The sequence below is a fragment of the Kitasatospora sp. NPDC048286 genome (assembly GCF_043201735.1).
GTDB lineage: Bacteria > Actinomycetota > Actinomycetes > Streptomycetales > Streptomycetaceae > Kitasatospora.
In genome coordinates, this window is the sequence record NZ_JBICZE010000017.1 from 1 (window position 1) to 19,603 (window position 19,603).

Consider the following 19,603-nt stretch of genomic DNA (forward strand, 5'->3'; position numbering starts at 1 on the left):
AACGGATCCGCCGCGTAACCGACCTTCGCCAGCGCGCGCTTGGTGAACTCGTCGGTGTTGACGATGATCTCCGCGCCGCGCGGCAGGTCCGGCAGGTTCGCCTTCAACGCCGCCGGATTCATCGCGACCAGCACGTTCGGCGCGTCACCCGGAGTCAGGATGTCATGGTCCGCGAAGTGCAACTGGAAGGAGGAGACACCCGGAAGAGTCCCGGCAGGCGCCCGGATCTCCGCCGGGAAGTTCGGCAGCGTCGACAGGTCGTTACCGAACGACGCCGTCTCCGAAGTGAAACGGTCACCGGTCAGCTGCATGCCGTCACCGGAATCACCGGCGAAACGAATGATCACCCGATCGAGTCTGCGGATCGGCTTGCCCGGCTTCACCGGAGGGCCGCCCGTGGCCGGCGGTCCCGCGGGAGCAGCCGAACCCGAGCGGACACCACCGCTCCCGGCGCGGGTCTCGTCGCCGTCCGGTCCGTCCACTGCCTCTGACTGATCGACCTGACTGGTCACTGCCGCGGACCTCCTCGTGGGCGCACCACCGCGGGCGCGGCCCCGTGCCCCGTCCGCCTGGTGCACCTCTCGCATCCTATGCGGGCCGACTCGACGGCGGCCGGAGCCACGGCAGTTAATTCACCGGCCCGCGGCAACACAGCACACAAGCGTCAACACCCGCCTGCCGGAGATCATTCCGGCTCGGGCGGGCGGGCGCGAGACACCTGGCGAACCTTGGCCGAGATGCGCTCAACGAGGCGGGTGTCAGGAGTTGAGGTAGGTGAGCACGGCCAGCACCCGGCGGTGGTCCTCGGCGCTCTGCGCCAGACCCAGCTTGAGGAAGATGTTGCTGACGTGCTTCTCCACCGCGCCGTCCGAGACCACCAGCTGCCTGGCCACCGCGGCGTTGGTGCGGCCCTCCGCCATCAGCCCGAGCACCTCACGCTCGCGCGGCGTGAGATTGGCCAGAACGTCGCCCTTGCGGCTGCGGCTGAGAAGCTGCTGCACCACCTCGGGGTCCAACGCGGTGCCACCCTCGGCGACCCGGACCACCGCGTCGGCGAACTCGCGCACCTCGGCGACCCGGTCCTTGAGCAGGTAGCCGACGCCCCGGGTGGAGCCGGCCAGCAACTCCGAGGCGTAGCGCTCCTCCACGAACTGCGACAGCACCAGCACGCCCAGCTGCGGGTAGCGGCCGCGCAGCTCCACACAGGCGCGCAGGCCCTCGTCGGTGTGGCTCGGGGGCATCCGCACGTCGGAGACCACCACGTCCGGCAGGGCGTCGGCCGCGGCCAGGTCGTGGATGGTCTTCACCAGGGCGTCGCCGTCCCCGACCCCGGCCACGACCTCCAGGCCGCGATCGGTGAGCAGCCGGGTCAGTCCCTCCCGCAGCAGTACGGAGTCCTCGGCGATGACGACGCGACGCATAACGACCTTCCCGGCAGGCGTGGGCTGACGGGAGTCAGTCTCCCCCATCCCCGGACGCGCCGAGGGGGCGGGCCCGGCCACATCGCGGCCGGGCCCGCACGGCCCCCGTCGGGGCTCACATGGTGCGGATCGCCACCGCGTCGCAGAGGCCCTCCAGGGCGGCCTTCGCCGCGCAGTCCGGCAGCGGGGCCAGCAGCGCCCGGGCCTCCTCGGCCCGGCGCAGGGTCTCGGCGCGGGCGCGCTGCAGCGCGGGGTGGGCACGCAGCAGGCGCAGCGCCTCGGCGTGCAGCTCGTCGTCGGAGAGGTCCTGGTCGAGCAGTTCGCGCAGCCGGGCGTCGTCCGGGTCGGCCGGGTCGGCGGGCATCTGCTGCAGCAGCAGGGTCGGCAGGGTCGGCACGCCCTCGCGCAGGTCGGTGCCGGGGGTCTTGCCGGACTCGTGGCCGTCGCTGGCGATGTCGAGCACGTCGTCGGCCAGCTGGAAGGCGATGCCGATCCGCTCGCCGAACTCGCCGAGGGTGTCCACCAGCTCGCGCTCGGCACCGGCCATCAGCGCTCCTATCCGGCAGGAGACGGCGATCAGCGAGCCGGTCTTGCCCTCCAGGACGTCCAGGTAGTGCAGCAGCGGGTCCATGTCCTGGCCGGGGCCGCGGGTCTCCAGGATCTGGCCGGTGACCAGCCGCTCGAAGGCCTCGGCCTGCATCCGCACGGCCTCCGGGCCGAGGTCGGAGAGCACCTGGGAGGCGCGGGAGAACAGGAAGTCGCCGGTGAGGATCGCGACCGAGTTGTCCCAGCGGGAGTTGGCGCTCGGGGCGCCCCGGCGCACCGGCGCCTCGTCCATGACGTCGTCGTGGTACAGCGTGGCCAGGTGGGTCAGTTCGACCACCACGGCGGCGGGCACCACGCCGGGCGCCCCCGGGTCGCCGAACTGGGCCGCCAGCAGCAGGAGCAGCGGACGGAAGCGCTTGCCGCCGGCCTCGAGGAGGTGACTGGCGGTGACGGTGATGAAGGGGACGTCGCTCTTGACGGCCTCACCGAGCGCCGCCTCCACCGCGTCCAGTCCGGCCTGGACATCCCGGGTCAGGTCGCGGTCCTGCACGCTGAGCCCGAAGGGTTCCACGACGGTCACGAAGACCACTCCTCTGTCCCTGGTCGATCTAGCGGCCTGGTCCCTGAGTGCCGCCGCTGGCCATACAGGCAGGGTATCCGGTCGCGAGTGGATCACTGCACGGGCGTGCGGATCCTGTCATGATCGGGCCTGATGCCCTGGTCAGGGCGGCTGTGCGGGCCGGACGGCGGTGGGGGCGAATTCGGCTGGAAATAAAGGTGGGAGAGCTCCCGGAACTCCCCCGGCCCCCGTACCCGACAAAGACCCGTCCGGGCCGCGCGAACTGGGCGCGGCCCGGACGGGGCCCTGGTCGAGAGCGGGGGACGTAAAGGTCAGCGCACGAACAGCGAGGCCTTGGACGCGAGGTCGAGGAAGTACTGGGGCAGCAGCCCGAGACCCAGCGTGACCAGCACCCCCACCCCGATCGCGGTCGCCGTGAAGGCGCTGGGGATCGCCACCGTGGGGCCGCCGGGCTGCGGGTCCGAGAAGAACATCAGCACGATGACCCGGATGTAGAAGAACGCGGCCACCGCCGAGCTCAGCACACCGACGACCACCAGGGGCGTCGCCCCCCCGCTGGCCGCGGCCTGGAAGACCGCGAACTTCCCGGTGAACCCGGAGGTCAGCGGAATTCCGGCGAAGGCCAGCAGGAACAGCGCGAACACCCCCGCCACCAGCGGCGAACGCCGCCCCAGCCCGGCCCAGCTGGACAGGTGGGTCGCCTCGCCCTTGGAGTCGCGCACCAGGGTGACCACCGCGAACGCCCCGAGCGTCACGAAGGCGTACGCCAGCAGGTAGAACAGCACCGAGGAGATGCCCTGCTTGTTGACGGCGATCACGCCGGTCAGGATGAACCCGGCGTGCGCGATCGAGGAGTACGCCAGCAGGCGCTTGACGTCCTGTTGGGTGACCGCGAGCACCGCGCCCACCACCATGGTGAGGATCGCCACGCCCCACATGACCGGCCGCCAGTCCAGCCGCAGGCCCGGGAAGGCCACGTAGAACAGCCGCAGGAAGGCTCCGAAGGCCGCGACCTTGGTGGCCGCCGCCATGAAGCCGGTCACCGGGGTCGGCGCGCCCTGGTAGACGTCCGGGGTCCAGGAGTGGAAGGGCACCGCGGCGACCTTGAACAGCAGGCCGACCGCCAGCATCGCCAGGCCGGTCAGCACCAGCGCGTCGCTCTGGGTGGTGCTCAGCTGCGCGGGGGTGGTCATCGCCTTGCCGGAGATGACGTCCCCGATGTCGCCGAGCTTCACACTGCCCGCGTAGCCGTACAGCAGCGCCGTGCCGAACAGGAAGAAGGCCGAGGCGAAGGCACCGAGCAGGAAGTACTTGACCGCCGCCTCCTGGGAGAGCAGTCGGCGGCGCCGGGCCAGCGCGCACAGCAGGTACAGCGGCAGCGAGAAGACCTCCAGCGCCACGAACATGGTCAGCAGGTCGTTGGCGGCGGGGAACAGCAGCATGCCGCCGACCGCGAACATGGTGAGCGGGAAGACCTCGCTGGTGGCGAAGCCGGCCCGGACCGCGGCCCGCTCCTGCTCGCCGCCGGGGGTGGCGGCGGCCTGGGCGGCGAAGGCGTCGGCGGGCAGGCCGCCGGCCTTGGGCTCCAGCCTCCGCTCGGCGTAGGTGAGCACCGCGACCACCGAGGCCAGCAGGATCACGCCCTGGAGGAACAGCGCCGGGCCGTCCATCGCAACCGTCTCCATGGCCAGCAGGTCGATCCGGGTGAAGCCGTGACTCTGCACGGCCAGCACCACCACGGCGACGAAGGCGCCGCCCAGTCCGGCCAGGGCGAGCGTCACCTGGGTCCAGTGCCGGTACCGGCGGGGTACGAAGGCCTCCACCAGGACGCCGGCCACGGCGGCGGCGAACACCACGAGCATCGGGGACAGCTGCCCGTACTCGATGTGCGGCGCCGGGATGCTGGCGGTGTTGCCGCCGGCGGCGGCGAGCACTGCGGTGGCGCTCACTTCTGCTCACCTCCTGAGGTGGCGGCGACCGGGTGGGCCGGCGCCGGGTCGGTCTGGTGGATCTGCGAGAGCGTCGCGTTCACCGACGGGTTGACCAGGTCGGTGAGCGGCTTGGGGTAGACGCCCAGCAGGATGGTCAGCGCCACCAACGGGCCGACCACCGCGAGTTCGCGGAGCTTGAGGTCGGGCATGGTGCGCACGCCCTCCTTCACCGGGCCGGTCATGGTGCGCTGGTACAGCAGCAGGGCGTACAGCGCGGCCAGCACGATGCCGAAGGTGGCCACGACGCCGATCGCCGGGTAGCGGGTGAAGGTGCCCACCAGCACCAGGAACTCGCTGACGAACGGGGCGAGCCCGGGCAGCGACAGCGTCGCCAGGCTGCCGATCAGGAACGTCCCGGCGAGCACCGGAGCGACCTTCTGCACACCGCCGTAGTCGGCGATCAGCCGCGAGCCGCGACGGGAGATCAGGAACCCGGCCACCAGCATCCACGCCGCCGTGGACAGGCCGTGGTTGACCATGTACAGGGTGGCGCCGCTCTGGCCCTGGCTGGTCAGGGCGAAGACACCCATGATGATGAAGCCGAAGTGCGAGATCGAGGCGTACGCCACCAGGCGCTTGATGTCCTTCTGGCCGACCGCCAGCAGCGCGCCGTAGACGATCCCGACCAGCGCGAGGACCAGGATCGCCGGGGCGAAGGTCTTCGAGGCGTCCGGGAACAGCCCGAGGCAGAAGCGCAGCATCGCGAAGGTGCCGACCTTGTCCACCACGGCGGTGATCAGCACCGCGGTGCCGGCGGTGGACTCGCCCATCGCGTTCGGCAGCCAGGTGTGCAGCGGCCACAGCGGGGCCTTCACCGCGAAGGCGAAGAAGAAGCCCAGGAACAGCGCCTTCTCGGCGGTGCCGGTCAGCTGGAGCCGGCCGTCGGCGATCGCCGAGGTCAGCGTCGGCAGGTCGAAGGTGCCGAAGCCCTGGTCCTGCGCGATCACGTACAGGCCGATCACCGCGGCCAGCATCACCAGGCCGCCGAGCAGGTTGTAGAGCAGGAACTTCACGGCCGCGTAGGAGCGCTGGCGCGCCGACTCGGGACCGCCCGCGCGGTCCCCGAAGCCGCCGATCAGGAAGTACATCGGGATCAGCATGGCTTCGAAGAACACGTAGAACACGAAGACGTCGGTGGCGTAGAAGGAGACGACCACCATCGCCTCCACCGCGAGGATCAGGGCGAAGAAGCCCTGGGTGCGGCGCCTGTTCTCGAAGCTGCCGTCGGGCCCGGCCGGCCCCGGGTCGGCGTCGTGCCAGGAGGCGAGGATCACCAGCGGCACGAGCACGGCGGTGAGCAGGGCGAGCACGGCTCCGATGCCGTCCACGCCGAGCGAGAAGTTGACGCCGAAGGAGCGGATCCAGCTGTACGACTCGTTCAGCTGGAAGCGGGTGCCGTGCGGGTCGAACCGGGTCGCCACCACGGCGGCCAGCGCCAGGGTGACGACCGAGACGCCCAGCGCGACGGCCTTGGTGGTCCTGCGCCGGCTCTCGGAGGACCCGGCGGGCAGCGCGGCCGTCAGCACCGCGCCGGCCGCCGGGACGGCACAGGTGGCGGTCAGAAGGACGCTCATGCCCGCTCCCCCCAACGGATATCAGGACGAGTCATCACGTGGACCTCATCAGGAGAGTCGTGGCGACCAGCACCAGCGTGCCGCCGAACATGGAGAGCGCGTACGAGCGGACGAAGCCGTTCTGGATCCGCCGCAGTCGGCCGGAGAGCCCGCCGATCGCGGCGGCCAGGCCGTTGACCACGCCGTCCAGGCCGCGGCTGTCGAAGAACACCAGCGCCGCGGCGAGCGCCGAGCCCGGCCGCACCAGCACCGCGTGGTTGAAGTCGTCCTGCAGCAGATCGCGGCGGGCGGCCCGGGTGAGCGGGGAGCCGACCGGAGGCACCACCGGGACCGGCGAGCGCCCGTACATCAGGTACGCGAGGCCGACGCCGGCCAGCATGCAGGCCGTGGTCAGCAGGGTGACGGTCAGCGGGGCGAGCGGGGAGTTGCCCTCCTCGTACCCGGTGACCGGCTCCAGCCACCTCAGGAAGGAGTCGTGGAAGGCGAACAGCCCGCCCGCGAAGACCGAGCCGAAGGCCAGCAGGACCATCGGGACGGTCATCGTCCGGGGTGACTCGTGCGGGTGCGGGGCCTTGCCCTCGCCCGCGGCGGAGCCGCTGGTGTCGCCAGTGGGCTGCCAGCGCTTCTCCCCGAAGAAGGTCAGCACCATCACCCTGGTCATGTAGAACGCGGTGACGGCCGCGCCGACCAGCGCGCACAGCCCGAGGATCCAGCCCTCGGTACCGCCCTTGGCGAAGGCCGCCTCGATGATCTTGTCCTTGGAGAAGAAGCCGGACAGGCCCGGGAAACCGATGATCGCCAGGTAGCCGAGGCCGAAGGTGACGAAGGTGACCGGCATGTACTTGCGCAGGCCGCCGTAGTGGCGCATGTTCACCTCGTCGTTCATGCCGTGCATGACCGACCCGGCACCGAGGAACAGCCCGGCCTTGAAGAAGCCGTGGGTCACCAGGTGCATGATCGCGAAGGCGTAGCCGATCGGGCCGAGCCCGGCCGCCAGCACCATGTAGCCGATCTGCGACATGGTCGAGCCGGCCAGCGCCTTCTTGATGTCGTCCTTGGCGCAACCGACGATCGCACCGAACAGCAGCGTCACCGCGCCGACCACCACCACGGCGGTCTGCGCGTCCGGCGCCAGGTCGAAGATCGCCGAGGAGCGGGTGATCAGGTAGACGCCGGCGGTCACCATGGTGGCCGCGTGGATCAGCGCCGACACCGGGGTCGGGCCCTCCATCGCGTCCCCCAGCCAGGACTGCAGCGGCACCTGCGCCGACTTGCCGCAGGCCGCCAGCAGCAGCATCAGGCCGATCGCCGTCAGCTTGCCCTCGCTCGCCTCGTGCGCACCGCCGAAGACCGGACCGAAGGCGAAGGAGCCGAACTCGGCGAACATCAGCATGATCGCGACGGACAGGCCGACGTCACCGACCCGGTTGACGATGAAGGCCTTCTTCGCCGCCGTCGCCGCACTCGGCTTGTGCTGCCAGAAGCCGATCAGGAGGTACGAGGCCAGGCCCACGCCCTCCCAACCGAAGTACAGCAGCAGGTAGTTGTCCGCGACCACCAGCAGCAGCATGGCGGCCAGGAACAGGTTCAGGTAGGCGAAGAAGCGGCGTCGGCGCTCGTCGTGCGCCATGTAGCCGACCGAGTAGAGGTGGATCAGCGTGCCGACGCCGGTGATCAGCAGGACGAAGGTCATCGACAGCTGGTCGAGCAGGAAGGAGGCGTCGGCCTGGAAGCCGTTCACCGGGATCCAGCTGAACAGGTGCACGCCGACCGCCCGGTGCTCGGCGTCACGGCCGAGCATGTCCGAGAACAGGGCCAGGCCGAAGCCGAACGAGAGCGCCGCGAGCGCGGTGGCCAGCCAGTGGCCGTACCGGTCCAGCGCCCGGCCGCCGAGCAGCAGCAGGGCGGCGCCGGCCAGTGGAGCCGCCACCAGCAGCGGAATGAGAGAGTTCACCGAAGGCCCTCCGCCTACAGCTTCATCAGGTTGCTGTCGTCGACCGAAGCGGAGTGCCTGGTCCGGAAAATGGAGACGATGATGGCGAGGCCCACCACGACCTCGGCCGCCGCGACCACCATCGTGAAGAACGCGATGATCTGACCGTCCAAGGTCCCGTGCAGCCGGGAGAACGTCACCAGGGCGAGGTTCGAGGCGTTCAGCATCAGCTCCACGCACATGAACAGCACGATCGCGTTGCGCCGGATCAGCACCCCGGCCGCGCCGATGGTGAACAACAGGGCCGCCAGGTAGAGGTAGTTGACCGGGTTCACTCCGTGCCCTCCTCGCCGGCCGGGTGCTTCACGTTGTTCGCCGCCACCGGCTCGCCGTTCGCCGCGGCCCGCTCGCCGTTCGCCGGACCGCCGTTCGCGGTCCCTCCGTTCGCGGGCACCGGCTCCAGCGACTTGCGCGGGGACGCCACCGCCGGCCGCTCCGAGGACGGACGGCCCAGCCAGTCCGCCGTGCTGTTCTCCAGCTCCGCCATCCGCTGCAGCATCGCCTGACTGACGTCCCGGACCTGGCCGCGCTCGCGCAGCGTCGCCATCACCGAGTCCTCGGCGACCGTGCCGTCCGGCAGCAGCGCCGGGACGTCCACCGCGTTGTGCCGCGCGTACACGCCCGGCGCCGGCATCGGCGGCACCTGGATGTTGTCCCTGATCCGCTGCGCCGCCAGCTCGCGCTGCGTCTTCGGCGCCTTCACGTGCTCCCGGTGGGTCAGCACCATCGCGCCGATCGCCGCGGTGATCAGCAGTGCACCGGTGACCTCGAAGGCCCACACGTACCGGGTGAAGATCAGCCGGGCCAGACCCGGCACGTTGCCCTCGGCGTTCGCCTCGGACAGCCCGGTGAAGTGGTTCAGCTTCGCGTTGGCGATCCCGGCGATCAGCAGCACGCCGAAGCCCAGGCCGCACAGGGCCGCGGCGAACCGCTGGCCCTTCAGCTGCTCCTTCAGGGAGTCCTCGCTGGTGACGCCGACCAGCATCACCACGAACAGGAACAGCATCATGATCGCGCCGGTGTAGACCACGATCTGCACCACGCCCAGGAACACCGCGCCCTGGGCCATGTAACAGACCGCCAGCGCCAGCATGGTGGCCGCCAGGCAGAGCGCGCTGTGCACGGCCTTGCGCATCAGCACCATGCCGAGCGCACCGCCGACCGCGATCACCGCGAGCACCCAGAACTGGAAGGCCTCACCCGTCGAGGTCGTCCCGGTCGCCTCCGCCAGCCGCGCGATCACTGCCGCACCTCCTTCTCCCGGTCGGTGCGCTCCTGCTGGACCGTCCCCGGCGCCGCCGCGGTGACCTCACCCCGGTAGTACGCGCCCTCGTCGGTGCCCGGGAAGATCGCGTGCGGGGTGTCGACCATGCCCTCGGACAGGCCCACCAGCAGCTGCTCCTTGGTGAAGATGAGGTCCCGCCGGGAGGAGTCGGCCAGCTCGTACTCGTTGGTCATGGTCAGCGCCCTGGTCGGGCAGGCCTCGATGCACAGCCCGCACAGGATGCAGCGGGCGTAGTTGATCTGGTACACCGCTCCGTAGCGCTCGCCCGGGGAGTAGCGCTCCTCGTCCCGGTTGTCCGCGCCCTCCACGTAGATCGCGTCGGCCGGGCAGGCCCACGCGCACAGCTCGCAGCCGACGCACTTCTCCAGGCCGTCCGGGTGCCGGTTCAGCTGGTGGCGGCCGTGGAAGCGCGGAGCGGTGGGCTTCTTCTGCTCCGGGTACTGCTCGGTGAGCCGCTTCTTGAACATGGCCTTGAAGGTCACGCCGAAGCCTGCGGCCGGGCCGAGGATCGACGGACGGTCGGCCCGCTCGGGGCGGCCCGCACGATCGGACTGGTCGGACATCTCGGTTCAGCTCCCTTCGGAATGGTCGGCCCCGTTGAGGGCGTCCTGGAGTTGCTTCGGGGCACGACTGCGCCGGCGCGGCACCGGCGGGAGCACCTGACCGGGCATCGGCGGGACCGGGTAGCCGCCCGCCATCGGATCGAACTCGCCCTTGGGAGGCGCCTCCTCGACCTCCGGCTGCTTCCTCACGAAGTCCCGCAGCAGCGCCAGCAGCAGCAGCACCCCGACCGGGGCGCCCACGTACAGCACCACCTGGCCGAAGCCGTAGCCCTCGTTGCGCAGCGCCCGCACGCTCGCGATCAGCACCAGCCACACCAGCGAGACCGGGATCAGCACCTTCCAGCCCAGCTTCATGAACTGGTCGTAGCGGAACCGGGGCAGCGTGCCGCGCAGCCAGATGAAGAAGAACAGCAGCAGCTGGATCTTCAGCGTGATCCACAGCATCGGCCACCAGCCGTGGTTGGCGCCCTCCCAGAAGGTCGACACCGGCCACGGGGCCCGCCAGCCGCCCAGGAAGAGGGTCGAGGCCACCGCCGAGACCGTCACCATGTTCACGTACTCGGCCAGCATGAACATCGCGAACTTCAGCGAGGAGTACTCGGTGTTGAAGCCGCCGACCAGCTCGCCCTCGGCCTCCGGAAGGTCGAACGGGGCCCGGTTGGTCTCGCCGACCATCGCGATGACGTAGACGATGAACGAGACCGGCAGCAGCGCCGCGAACCAGGTCGGTTGCTGGTGCGCCACGATCTCCGAGGTCGACATCGAGCCGGAGTAGATGAAGACCGCCGCGAAGGACAGGCCCATCGCGATCTCGTAGCTGATCATCTGCGCGGACGAGCGCAGCCCGCCCAGCAGCGGGTACGTCGAACCCGAGGACCAGCCGGCCAGCACGATGCCGTAGATGCCCACCGAGGCCGTCGCCAGGATGTACAGCAGCGCCACCGGGAAGTCCGTCAGCTGGAGCGGCGTGCGGGTGCCGAAGATCGACACCTCGTTGCCGGCCGGGCCGAACGGGATCACCGCGAAGGCCATGAACGCGGGGATGGCGCAGACGATCGGGGCCAGGATGTAGACCACCTTGTCCGAGCCCTTGACCACCAGGTCTTCCTTCAGCGCCAGCTTCACGCCGTCCGCCAGCGACTGCAGCAGGCCCCACGGGCCGTGCCGGTTGGGCCCGATGCGCAGCTGCATCCAGGCCACCACCTTGCGCTCCCAGACGATCGCGATCAGCACCGTCAGGACCAGGAAGGCGAAGCAGAACACGGCCTTCAGCAGCACCAGCCACCACGGGTCCTGCCCGAAGAAGTGGAGCGTCTCGTACGGCTGCGAAGTCATCGGTCCTCCCCTTCGCCGGCGGTGTGGTCCGCGGTCTCCTGGGCCTTCGCCGCCTTGGCCTGTGTCGCCCTGGCCTGTGCCGCCCGGGCCTGTGTCGTCGGCTCGGGATCGGGTTCGGTCTCGGTCTCGGCCGCGGGTTCGGCGGGTTCGGTCTCCGGTTCGGGTTCGGGTTCGGAGTCGAGTTCGGCCGCGGTGATCGTGACCAGGTGGCCGACGGTGGTGCCGAGCGCGCGGTGGGCGCCGCCCGGGGTGGAGTCGAGCGGGATCCAGACCGTGCGGTCCGGGATCGAGTCGGTGACCTCCAGCGGCAGGGTCAGCGATCCGGCCGGGCCGGTCAGCCGCAGCGCGGCGGCCGCCTCGGCGCCGACCTCCTTGGCCGTCTCCGCCGAGATCCGGACCACCGCCCGGTGCCGGGTGCCCGCCAGGTGCGGGTCCCCCTGCTGCAGCACGCCGTTGTCCAGCAGCAGGCGCCAACCCGCCAGCACCGCCTGGCCGGCGGCCGGCCGGGGCAGCACGCCCGGGTGCGCCGCCGGGTCGGCCGCGCGGCCGCCCTCCCAGGGGGTGAAACGGTCCAGCTCCAGCCGGGCCGCCCGGACGTCCGGCAGGCCCAGCCGGTGGCCCAGGGCGTCGGCCAGCATGCTCAGCACCCGCAGATCCGACTGGAGGTGCCGGCCCATCTGCTGGTCCGGCTTGAGCGCGGACTCGAACATCCGCACCCGGCCCTCCCAGTCCAGGAAGGTGCCGGCCTTCTCCGCCACCGCCGCCACCGGCAGCACCACGTCGGCGCGCGCCGTCACCGCCGAGGGCCGCAGCTCCAGCGACACCAGGAACGGCACCGCCGCCAACGCCTCGTCGGCCAGCGCCGGATCCGGCAGGTCGTCCGGGTCCACCCCGCCGACCACCAGCGCCTCCAACTCGCCGGCCACGGCCGCCGCCAGGATCCCGTCGGTGTCCCGGCCCGGCCGGGACGGCGGCTCGGCCCCGCCCCACACCGCGGCCGCCTCCGCCCGGGCCGCCGCGTCCGCCACCGGACGGCCGCCGGGCAGCAGGCCCGGCAGCGCACCCGCCTCGACGGCCCCGCGCTCACCGGCCCGGCGCGGCACCCAGGCGAGCTTCGCGCCGGTCGCGTGCGCCAGCCTCAGCACCGCGGTCAGCGCGCCCGGGACGGCGGCCAGCCGCTCGCCCGCCAGGATCACCGCACCCGGGGTGCGCAGCAGTTCGGCCGCCCGGCCCGCCTCGTCGTTCAGCGGCTCGTCCGCCGCCAGCGCCGCGAACCACTCCGGCTCGGTGCCGGGGGCCGCGGGCAGCAGCGCGCCGCGCAGCTTGGCCAGGCCCCGGGAGCCGAACGCGGCCACCGAGAACACCTTCAGGCCCGTCGCCCGGGTCGCCTTGCGCAGCCGCAGGAAGACGATCGGCGACTCCTCCTCCGGCTCGAAACCCGCCAGCAGCACCGTCGGCGCCCGGTCGAGGTCCTCGTAGGCCGGCCCGGTGCCGTCCAGGTCGACGCCCCGCCCGGCCACCGCGGCGGCCAGGAACTCCGCCTCCTCACCGCTGTGCGGGCGGGCCCGGAAGTCCACGTCGTTGGTGCCCAGGGCCACCCGCGCGAACTTCCCGTACGCGTAGGCGTCCTCGACCGTCACCCGGCCGCCGGCCAGCACCCCGGCCCGGACCCCGCGCAGCCCCTCGGCCGCCCGGGCCAGCGCCTCCGGCCAGGAGGCCGGCACCAGTTCGCCGTCCACCCGCACCAGCGGGGTGGTCAGCCGGTCGCGCTGCTGGGCGTAGCGGAAGGCGAAGCGGCCCTTGTCGCAGTTCCACTCCTCGTTCACCGCCGGGTCCTCGCCCGCCAGCCGGCGCAGCACCTTGCCGCGCCGGTGGTCGGTGCGCTGCGCGCAGCCCGAGGCGCAGTGCTCGCACACGCTCGGCGAGGAGACCAGGTCGAAGGGGCGCGAGCGGAACCGGTACGCCGCCGAGGTCAGCGCGCCCACCGGGCAGATCTGGATGGTGTTCCCGGAGAAGTACGACTCGAAGTCGTCGCCCTCGCCGGTGCCGACCTGCTGCAGCGCCCCGCGCTCCACCAGGTCGATGAACGGGTCCCCGGCGATCTGCTGCGAGAAGCGGGTGCAGCGCGCGCACAGCACGCAGCGCTCGCGGTCCAGCAGCACCTGGCTGCTGATCGGCACCGGCTTCTCGTAGGTGCGCTTCATCCCCTCGAAGCGGGAGTCGGCGGCGCCGCTGGTCATCGCCTGGTTCTGCAGCGGGCACTCGCCGCCCTTGTCGCAGACCGGGCAGTCCAGGGGGTGGTTGATCAGCAGCAGCTCCATCACGCCGCGCTGGGCCTTCTCGGCCACCGGCGAGCTGAGCTGGGTGCGCACCACCATGCCCTCGGCCACCGGGATGGTGCAGGAGGCGACCGGCTTGCGCTGGCCCTCGATCTCGACGATGCACTGGCGGCAGGCACCGGCCGGGTCGAGCAGCGGGTGGTCGCAGAAGCGCGGGATCTGGGTGCCGATGGTCTCGGCGGCCCGGATCACCAACGTTCCCTTGGGGACCCGCACTTCGACGCCGTCGATGGTGAGCGTGACCAGTTCGACCGCGGTCTCGGAGGCGGTTGGCTCTGTGATCGTCACGCGTGCACCTCCCTTTCGGTGGCGGACTGGTGGCCGGGGCGGGGGCCGTCGGCCCAGACGGTGGAGGCGGCCGGGTCGAACGGGCAGCGGCGCTCGGCCAGGTGCTGCTCGTACTCGGCCCGGAAGTGCTGGAGCGAGGAGACGATCGGGCTGGCCGCGCCGTCGCCCAGCGCGCAGAAGGACTTGCCGTTGATGTTGTCGGCGATGTCGAGGAGCTTCTCCAGGTCCCCGTCGACGCCCTCGCCCGCCTCGATCCGCTTGAGCAGCTGGACCAGCCAGTAGGTGCCCTCGCGGCAGGGGGTGCACTTGCCGCAGGACTCGTGGGCGTAGAACTCCGTCCAGCGGGTGACCGCCCGCACCACGCAGGTGGTCTCGTCGAAGACCTGGAGCGCCTTGGTACCGAGCATCGAGCCGGCCGCCCCGACGCCCTCGTAGTCCAGCGGGACGTCGAGGTGCTCGTCGGTGAACATCGGGGTGGAGGAACCGCCCGGGGTCCAGAACTTCAGGCGGTGCCCGGCGCGGATGCCGCCGCTGAGGTCGAGCAGCTGGCGCAGCGTGATGCCGAGCGGGGCCTCGTACTGGCCGGGGTTGGTGACGTGGCCGGAGAGCGAGTAGAGCGTGAAGCCGGGGGACTTCTCGGTGCCCAGCGCCTTGAACCACTCCTTGCCGCGGGACAGGATCGGCGGCACCGAGGCGATCGACTCGACGTTGTTGACCACCGTCGGGCAGGCGTACAGGCCGGCGATCGCCGGGAACGGGGGCCGCAGCCTGGGCTGGCCGCGGCGGCCCTCCAGGGAGTCCAGCAGCGCCGTCTCCTCACCGCAGATGTAGGCGCCGGCGCCGGCGTGCACGGTGATGTCGAGGTCGGTGCCGGAGCCGAGGATGTTCCGGCCCAGCAGCCCCGCCCCGTACGCCTCGGCGACGGCCGCGTGCAGCCGGCGCAGCACCGGGACGACCTCGCCGCGCAGGTAGATGAAGGCGTGGTCGCAGCGGATCGCGTAGGAGGCGATGATCATGCCCTCGATCAGCGCGTGCGGGTTGGCGAACAGCAGCGGGATGTCCTTGCAGGTGCCCGGCTCGGACTCGTCGGCGTTGACCACCAGGTAGTGCGGCTTGCCGTCGTTCTGCGGGATGAACTGCCACTTCATGCCGGTGGGGAAGCCTGCGCCGCCGCGGCCGCGCAGGCCGGCGTCCTTGACCAGGGCGATCACGTCGTCCGGCGGCATGGCGAGGGCCGCCTTGAGGCCCTCGTAGCCGTGGTGGCGGCGGTAGGTGTCGAGCGTCCAGGGGCGGCTGTCGTCCCAGGAGTCGGACAGGACCGGGGTGAGCATCTTCTCGGCCGGCTCGGCGGAGGTCATCACGCCTCGCTCCCTTCCTGGCCGTTGGTCGCCTGGCCGCTGCCCGGTTGGCCGTTGGCGGGCTGACCGTCGGCGGGCTGGCCGTTACCCGGTTGGCCGTTGGCGGGCCGGCCGTTGGCTGCCCGGCGGGGGGACTCGGGGCGGGGGGAGACCACCTTGGTGCCGGGGGTGCCGGGCAGGGCCTCGCCGCGGGCCAGCCGCAGGCCGGCCAGGGAGGGCGCGCCGCCGGCGCCGGACTCGTCGTTGGCGCCCGGGCGCTCGTCGGGGAAGCCGGCCAGGATCCGGGCGGTCTCCTTGAAGCCGCACAGCCTGGCGCCGCGGGTGGGCCTGACCTCGCGGCCGGCGCGCAGGTCGTCGACCAGCTGCCGGGCGCTCTCCGGCGTCTGGTTGTCGAAGAACTCCCAGTTGACCATCACCACGGGCGCGTAGTCGCAGGCCGCGTTGCACTCGATGTGCTCGATCGAGAGCTCGCCGTCCTCGGTGGTCTCGTTGTTGCGGATGCCCAGGTGCTCCTGGAGCTCGGCGAAGATCTGGTCGCCGCCGAGCACCGCGCACAGGGTGTTGGTGCAGACCCCCACGTGGTACTTCCCGGCCGGGCGGCGCCGGTACATGGTGTAGAAGGTCGCGACCGCGGTGACCTCGGCGGTGGTGAGGTCCAGCTGCTCGGCGCAGAAGCGGATCCCGGTCGGGCTGACGAAGCCCTCCTCGGCCTGCACCAGGTGCAGCAGCGGCAGCAGCGCCGAACGGGGCTGCGGGTAGCGGGCGATCAGCTCGGCGGCGTCGGCGGCCAGCCGGGCGTGCACCTCCTCGGGGTACGGTGCGGCCGGCAGCGCCGGCAGTCCCAGTTCGACGTTGGTCACCGGTCCACGCCTCCCATCACCGGGTCGATCCCGGCCACCGCGACGATCACGTCGGCCACCTGGCCGCCCTCGCACATCGCCGCCATCGTCTGCAGATTGGTGAACGACGGATCCCGGAAGTGGACCCGGTACGGGCGCGTCCCGCCGTCGCTGACCACGTGCACGCCCAGCTCGCCCTTGGGCGACTCGACCGCCGCGTACGCCTGGCCGACCGGGACCCGGAAGCCCTCGGTGACCAGCTTGAAGTGGTGGATCAGGGCCTCCATCGAGGTGCCCATGATCTTGCGGATGTGGTCGAGGGAGTTGCCCATCCCGTCCGGGCCGACGGCCAGTTGGGCCGGCCAGGCGATCTTCTTGTCGGCCACCATGACCGGGCCCGGCCGCAGCCGGTCCAGGCACTGCTCGACGATCCGCAGCGACTGCTTCATCTCCTCCAGGCGGATCAGGAAGCGACCGTAGGAGTCGGCGCTGTCGGCGATCGCGACCTCGAAGTCGTAGTCCTCGTAACCGCAGTACGGGTCGGTCTTGCGCAGGTCGTGCGGCAGGCCGGTGGCGCGCAGGATCGGGCCGGTGGCGCCGAGGGCCAGGCAGCCCGGCAGGTCCAGGAAGCCGACGTCGACCAGGCGGGCCTTGAACACCGGGTTGCCGGTGGCGAGCTTGTCGTACTCGTGCATCCGGGAGCGGAAGACCTTGACCGCCTCGCGGATCTGGTCGACGGCGCCGGGCGGCAGGTCCTGGGCGAGGCCGCCGGGGCGCACGTACGCGTGGTTCATGCGCAGGCCGGTGACCAGCTCGAAGACGTCCAGGATCAGCTCGCGGTCCCGGAAGCCGTAGATCATCAGCGTGGTGGAGCCGATCTCCATGCCGCCGGTGGCCAGGCAGACCAGGTGCGAGGCGATCCGGTTGAGCTCCATCATCATCACCCGGATGACGCTGGCGCGGTCCGGGACGTCGCCGGTGATGCCGAGCAGCTTCTCGACCGCCAGGCAGTAGGCGGTCTCGTTGAACAGCGGGGTCAGGTAGTCCATACGGGTCACGAAGGTGGTGCCCTGGACCCAGCTGCGGAACTCCATGTTCTTCTCGATGCCGGTGTGGAGGTAGCCGATGCCGCAGCGGGCCTCCTTCACCGTCTCGCCGTCGATCTCCAGGATCAGCCGCAGCACGCCGTGGGTGGACGGGTGCTGGGGGCCCATGTTGACGATGATGCGCTCGTCGTCGGCCCGGCCGACCGCCTCGACCACCTCGCCCCAGTCGCCGCCGGTGACGGTGAAGACCCGGCCCTCGGTGGTCTCGCGGGCGTCCGCTTCCTCGGTCTCTCCAAAGTGCTGGGTGTTCATCAGCTGTACGACCTCCGCTGGTCGGGAGCCGGGATCTGGGCGCCCTTGTACTCGACGGGGATGCCGCCGAGCGGGTAGTCCTTGCGCTGCGGGTGGCCCAGCCAGTCGTCCGGCATCATGATCCGGGTGAGCGCCGGGTGGCCCTCGAAGACCAGGCCGAAGAAGTCGTAGGCCTCGCGCTCGTGCCAGTCGTTGGTCGGGTAGACACTCACCACGGAGGGGATGCGCGGGTCGGCGTCCGGCGCGGTGACCTCCAACCGGATCAGCCGGCCGTGGGTGATCGAGCGCAGGTGGTAGACCGCGTGCAGCTCGCGCCCCTTGTCGCCGGGGTAGTGAACGCCGCTCACTCCCAGGCACAGTTCGAAGCGCAGCGCCGGGTCGTCGCGCAGGATCCGGACCGTCCTCAACAGGTGGTCGCGGTCGACGTGGAAGGTGATCTCGCCGCGGTCGACCACGGTCTTCCCGATCACCTCGACCGGGTCCAGGCCCTGCTCCTCCAGGGCGCCCTCCAGCTCGTCGGCCACCTCGTCGAACCAGCCGCCGTACGGGCGTTCGCTCGGACCGGGCAGCACGATCGGGGCGGCCAGGCCGCCGAAGCCGGAGGTGTCGCCGCTGTCCTTGGCGCCGAACATGCCCTGGCGGCGGCCGACCACCTCGACCGGGATCTCGCGGACCGGCTGCTCGCGGCGGGTCTCGGGTACCTGGTCGTTCATCGCAGCTGCCCCCGCATCTCGCTGATCGGGGTGGCCTTCAGGGCGAGCGCCTCACCGAGCTCCTCGGCCCGGCGCTTGTTCACGCCCAGCGGCTCGTGCTGGATCTTGTCGTGCAGCTTCAGGATCGCGTCCATCAGCATCTCCGGACGGGGCGGACAACCGGGCAGGTAGATGTCCACCGGGACGATGTGGTCGACGCCCTGGACGATCGCGTAGTTGTTGAACATCCCACCGGACGAGGCGCAGACGCCCATCGAGATGACCCACTTGGGATTGGGCATCTGGTCGTACACCTGGCGCAGCACCGGGGCCATCTTCTGGCTCACCCGGCCCGCCACGATCATCAGGTCGGCCTGCCGGGGGGAGCCCCGGAAGACCTCCATGCCGAACCGGGCCAGGTCGTAGCGGCCCGCCCCGGTGGTCATCATCTCGATCGCGCAGCAGGCCAGACCGAAGGTGGCCGGAAAGAGTGACGCCTTGCGCACCCAGCCGGCGGCCGTCTCCACGGTCGTGAGCAGAAAGCCGCTCGGCAGCTTCTCCTCGATTCCCATCAGATCCCTCTCAATGCCCTCAAGTCCTCTGATACGTGGGCCGGTTCTGGCTTGTCCGCTCGTTCACAAGCGGGCGCGCAGCCGGCGGACGGGTGGAGTTGCCACCCCGCGCTCGGACCGCCCCGCGCTCAGTCCCACTCCAGGCCGCCGCGCCGCCACACGTAGGCGTACGCGACGAAGACGGTGGCGATGAACAGGAGCATCTCGACCAGCCCGAAGATCCCCAGGGCGTCGAAGGTCACCGCCCAGGGGTAGAGGAAGACGATCTCGATGTCGAAGACGATGAAGAGCATCGCCGTCAGGTAGTACTTGATCGGGAACCGACCGCCGCCCACGGGCTGCGGGGTCGGCTCGATGCCGCACTCGTACGCCTCCAACTTGGCCCGGTTGTAGCGCTTGGGGCCGGTGAGTGAGGCCATCACGACGGAGCCGACCGCGAACGCCGCCGCGATGGCACCGAGTACGAGGATCGGCGCGTAGGCATTCATAGCCCCCGCTCCCTCCGTCCAGTCGTCCTTGACTGCAGATCGGAACCGGCGGGTCACGCTGAGGTGAACCCGCGTTCCGGTTCCCGAGATCCACCTCATGTGAGGCAGTTCACAAAGCCTGGAACGAGCGCATCCTATGCCCGTCGGCTTGTGATCTGCGACACGCAGTTCACCGTCTTCTTTGTGATCTACGACACCATGCGAATGGGGTCGAATACGAACATGCCCAAATTTGTCGACGCAAAGCAGTCGAATGATCACAAGCTGTCGCATTTGCTCGTGAAGCGGCTGGTCAGGGGCGTGTTCCTATATCAACTATGCGTCGCCTGGAGCAAATTTCCGGGCGTCATGTTGACGTGTTATAGCGGCTCACTCGCAGGG

16 protein-coding genes and 1 pseudogene are annotated in these 19,603 nt (G+C 70.9%); all 17 read right to left on the reverse strand.

Annotated elements, in window-relative coordinates; translation table 11 throughout:
• Window positions 1-512, reverse strand: a 512-nt coding sequence (locus ACGF13_RS32815; RefSeq protein WP_392882273.1) for a 2-oxoacid:acceptor oxidoreductase family protein, incomplete at its 3' end; no start/stop codon positions are given.
• Between the two features lie 246 nt (window positions 513-758).
• A complete protein-coding gene (locus ACGF13_RS32820; RefSeq protein WP_359827817.1) occupies window positions 759-1,421 on the reverse strand; it encodes a response regulator transcription factor in 663 nt (220 codons plus the stop codon).
• Between the two features lie 115 nt (window positions 1,422-1,536).
• Entirely contained in the window at window positions 1,537-2,547 is a 1,011-nt protein-coding gene (locus ACGF13_RS32825; protein WP_392882275.1) for a polyprenyl synthetase family protein, read from the reverse strand.
• A gap of 311 nt (window positions 2,548-2,858) precedes the next feature.
• On the reverse strand, window positions 2,859-4,496 hold the full coding sequence (gene nuoN / locus ACGF13_RS32830) for an NADH-quinone oxidoreductase subunit NuoN (protein ID WP_392882277.1): 1,638 nt from the start codon (window positions 4,494-4,496) through the stop codon (window positions 2,859-2,861).
• Window positions 4,493-6,112: an NADH-quinone oxidoreductase subunit M gene (locus ACGF13_RS32835; protein ID WP_392882279.1), complete on the reverse strand. Its 1,620-nt coding sequence runs from the start codon at window positions 6,110-6,112 to the stop codon at window positions 4,493-4,495. Before ACGF13_RS32835 ends, nuoN begins: the two co-directional genes overlap by 4 nt.
• Window positions 6,113-6,146: 34 nt before the next feature.
• On the reverse strand, window positions 6,147-8,066 hold the full coding sequence (nuoL, locus tag ACGF13_RS32840; protein ID WP_392882282.1) for an NADH-quinone oxidoreductase subunit L: 1,920 nt from the start codon (window positions 8,064-8,066) through the stop codon (window positions 6,147-6,149).
• A 14-nt stretch (window positions 8,067-8,080) separates the two neighbouring features.
• Window positions 8,081-8,380, reverse strand: a complete 300-nt coding sequence (gene nuoK, locus ACGF13_RS32845) for an NADH-quinone oxidoreductase subunit NuoK (protein ID WP_030060110.1) — start codon at window positions 8,378-8,380, stop codon at window positions 8,081-8,083.
• Window positions 8,377-9,345, reverse strand: coding sequence for an NADH-quinone oxidoreductase subunit J (locus ACGF13_RS32850; RefSeq protein WP_392882683.1), 969 nt, complete (start codon window positions 9,343-9,345; stop codon window positions 8,377-8,379). The genes nuoK and ACGF13_RS32850 overlap by 4 nt, the downstream gene beginning before the upstream one ends.
• A complete protein-coding gene (gene nuoI, locus ACGF13_RS32855; protein WP_392882284.1) occupies window positions 9,345-9,953 on the reverse strand; it encodes an NADH-quinone oxidoreductase subunit NuoI in 609 nt (202 codons plus the stop codon). Before nuoI ends, ACGF13_RS32850 begins: the two co-directional genes overlap by 1 nt.
• A 6-nt stretch (window positions 9,954-9,959) precedes the next feature.
• The gene (nuoH, locus tag ACGF13_RS32860) at window positions 9,960-11,288 is read right to left on the reverse strand and encodes an NADH-quinone oxidoreductase subunit NuoH (protein WP_392882286.1); all 1,329 of its coding nucleotides are present in this window, start codon (window positions 11,286-11,288) and stop codon (window positions 9,960-9,962) included.
• 149 nt (window positions 11,289-11,437) lie between these two features.
• A pseudogene (locus ACGF13_RS32865) lies at window positions 11,438-13,915 on the reverse strand (NADH-quinone oxidoreductase subunit G); the annotation flags it as partial.
• Window positions 13,912-15,273 carry an NADH-quinone oxidoreductase subunit NuoF gene (gene nuoF / locus ACGF13_RS32870; protein WP_392882288.1) on the reverse strand — a complete coding sequence of 454 codons (1,362 nt, stop codon included), beginning with the start codon at window positions 15,271-15,273 and terminating at the stop codon, window positions 13,912-13,914. The gene nuoF and the pseudogene ACGF13_RS32865, both read right to left, overlap by 4 nt.
• Window positions 15,273-16,112 (reverse strand): NADH-quinone oxidoreductase subunit NuoE, encoded by an 840-nt coding sequence (gene nuoE / locus ACGF13_RS32875; protein ID WP_392882685.1) that lies wholly within the window; start codon window positions 16,110-16,112, stop codon window positions 15,273-15,275. Before nuoE ends, nuoF begins: the two co-directional genes overlap by 1 nt.
• Window positions 16,113-16,129: 17 nt before the next feature.
• Window positions 16,130-17,470, reverse strand: a complete 1,341-nt coding sequence (locus ACGF13_RS32880) for an NADH-quinone oxidoreductase subunit D (protein ID WP_392882290.1) — start codon at window positions 17,468-17,470, stop codon at window positions 16,130-16,132.
• Complete coding sequence (locus ACGF13_RS32885; RefSeq protein WP_392882293.1) at window positions 17,470-18,183, reverse strand: NADH-quinone oxidoreductase subunit C; 714 nt, start codon at window positions 18,181-18,183, stop codon at window positions 17,470-17,472. Before ACGF13_RS32885 ends, ACGF13_RS32880 begins: the two co-directional genes overlap by 1 nt.
• Entirely contained in the window at window positions 18,180-18,734 is a 555-nt protein-coding gene (locus tag ACGF13_RS32890) for an NADH-quinone oxidoreductase subunit B family protein (RefSeq protein WP_355265622.1), read from the reverse strand. The genes ACGF13_RS32885 and ACGF13_RS32890 overlap by 4 nt, the downstream gene beginning before the upstream one ends.
• A 128-nt stretch (window positions 18,735-18,862) precedes the next feature.
• Window positions 18,863-19,222, reverse strand: a complete 360-nt coding sequence (locus ACGF13_RS32895; protein ID WP_030060100.1) for an NADH-quinone oxidoreductase subunit A — start codon at window positions 19,220-19,222, stop codon at window positions 18,863-18,865.
• Window positions 19,223-19,603 lie beyond the last annotated feature (381 nt).

Coding starts and splice junctions, on each gene's coding strand:
- ACGF13_RS32880 (WP_392882290.1), bottom strand. CDS start 17,470: ATGAACACCCAGCACTTTGGAGAGACCGAGGAAGCGGACGCCCGCGAG.
- nuoF (WP_392882288.1), bottom strand. CDS start 15,273: ATGACCTCCGCCGAGCCGGCCGAGAAGATGCTCACCCCGGTCCTGTCC.
- nuoI (WP_392882284.1), bottom strand. CDS start 9,953: ATGTCCGACCAGTCCGATCGTGCGGGCCGCCCCGAGCGGGCCGACCGT.
- nuoH (WP_392882286.1), bottom strand. CDS start 11,288: ATGACTTCGCAGCCGTACGAGACGCTCCACTTCTTCGGGCAGGACCCG.
- ACGF13_RS32895 (WP_030060100.1), bottom strand. CDS start 19,222: ATGAATGCCTACGCGCCGATCCTCGTACTCGGTGCCATCGCGGCGGCG.
- ACGF13_RS32890 (WP_355265622.1), bottom strand. CDS start 18,734: ATGGGAATCGAGGAGAAGCTGCCGAGCGGCTTTCTGCTCACGACCGTG.
- ACGF13_RS32820 (WP_359827817.1), bottom strand. CDS start 1,421: ATGCGTCGCGTCGTCATCGCCGAGGACTCCGTACTGCTGCGGGAGGGA.
- ACGF13_RS32835 (WP_392882279.1), bottom strand. CDS start 6,112: ATGAGCGTCCTTCTGACCGCCACCTGTGCCGTCCCGGCGGCCGGCGCG.
- ACGF13_RS32885 (WP_392882293.1), bottom strand. CDS start 18,183: ATGAACGACCAGGTACCCGAGACCCGCCGCGAGCAGCCGGTCCGCGAG.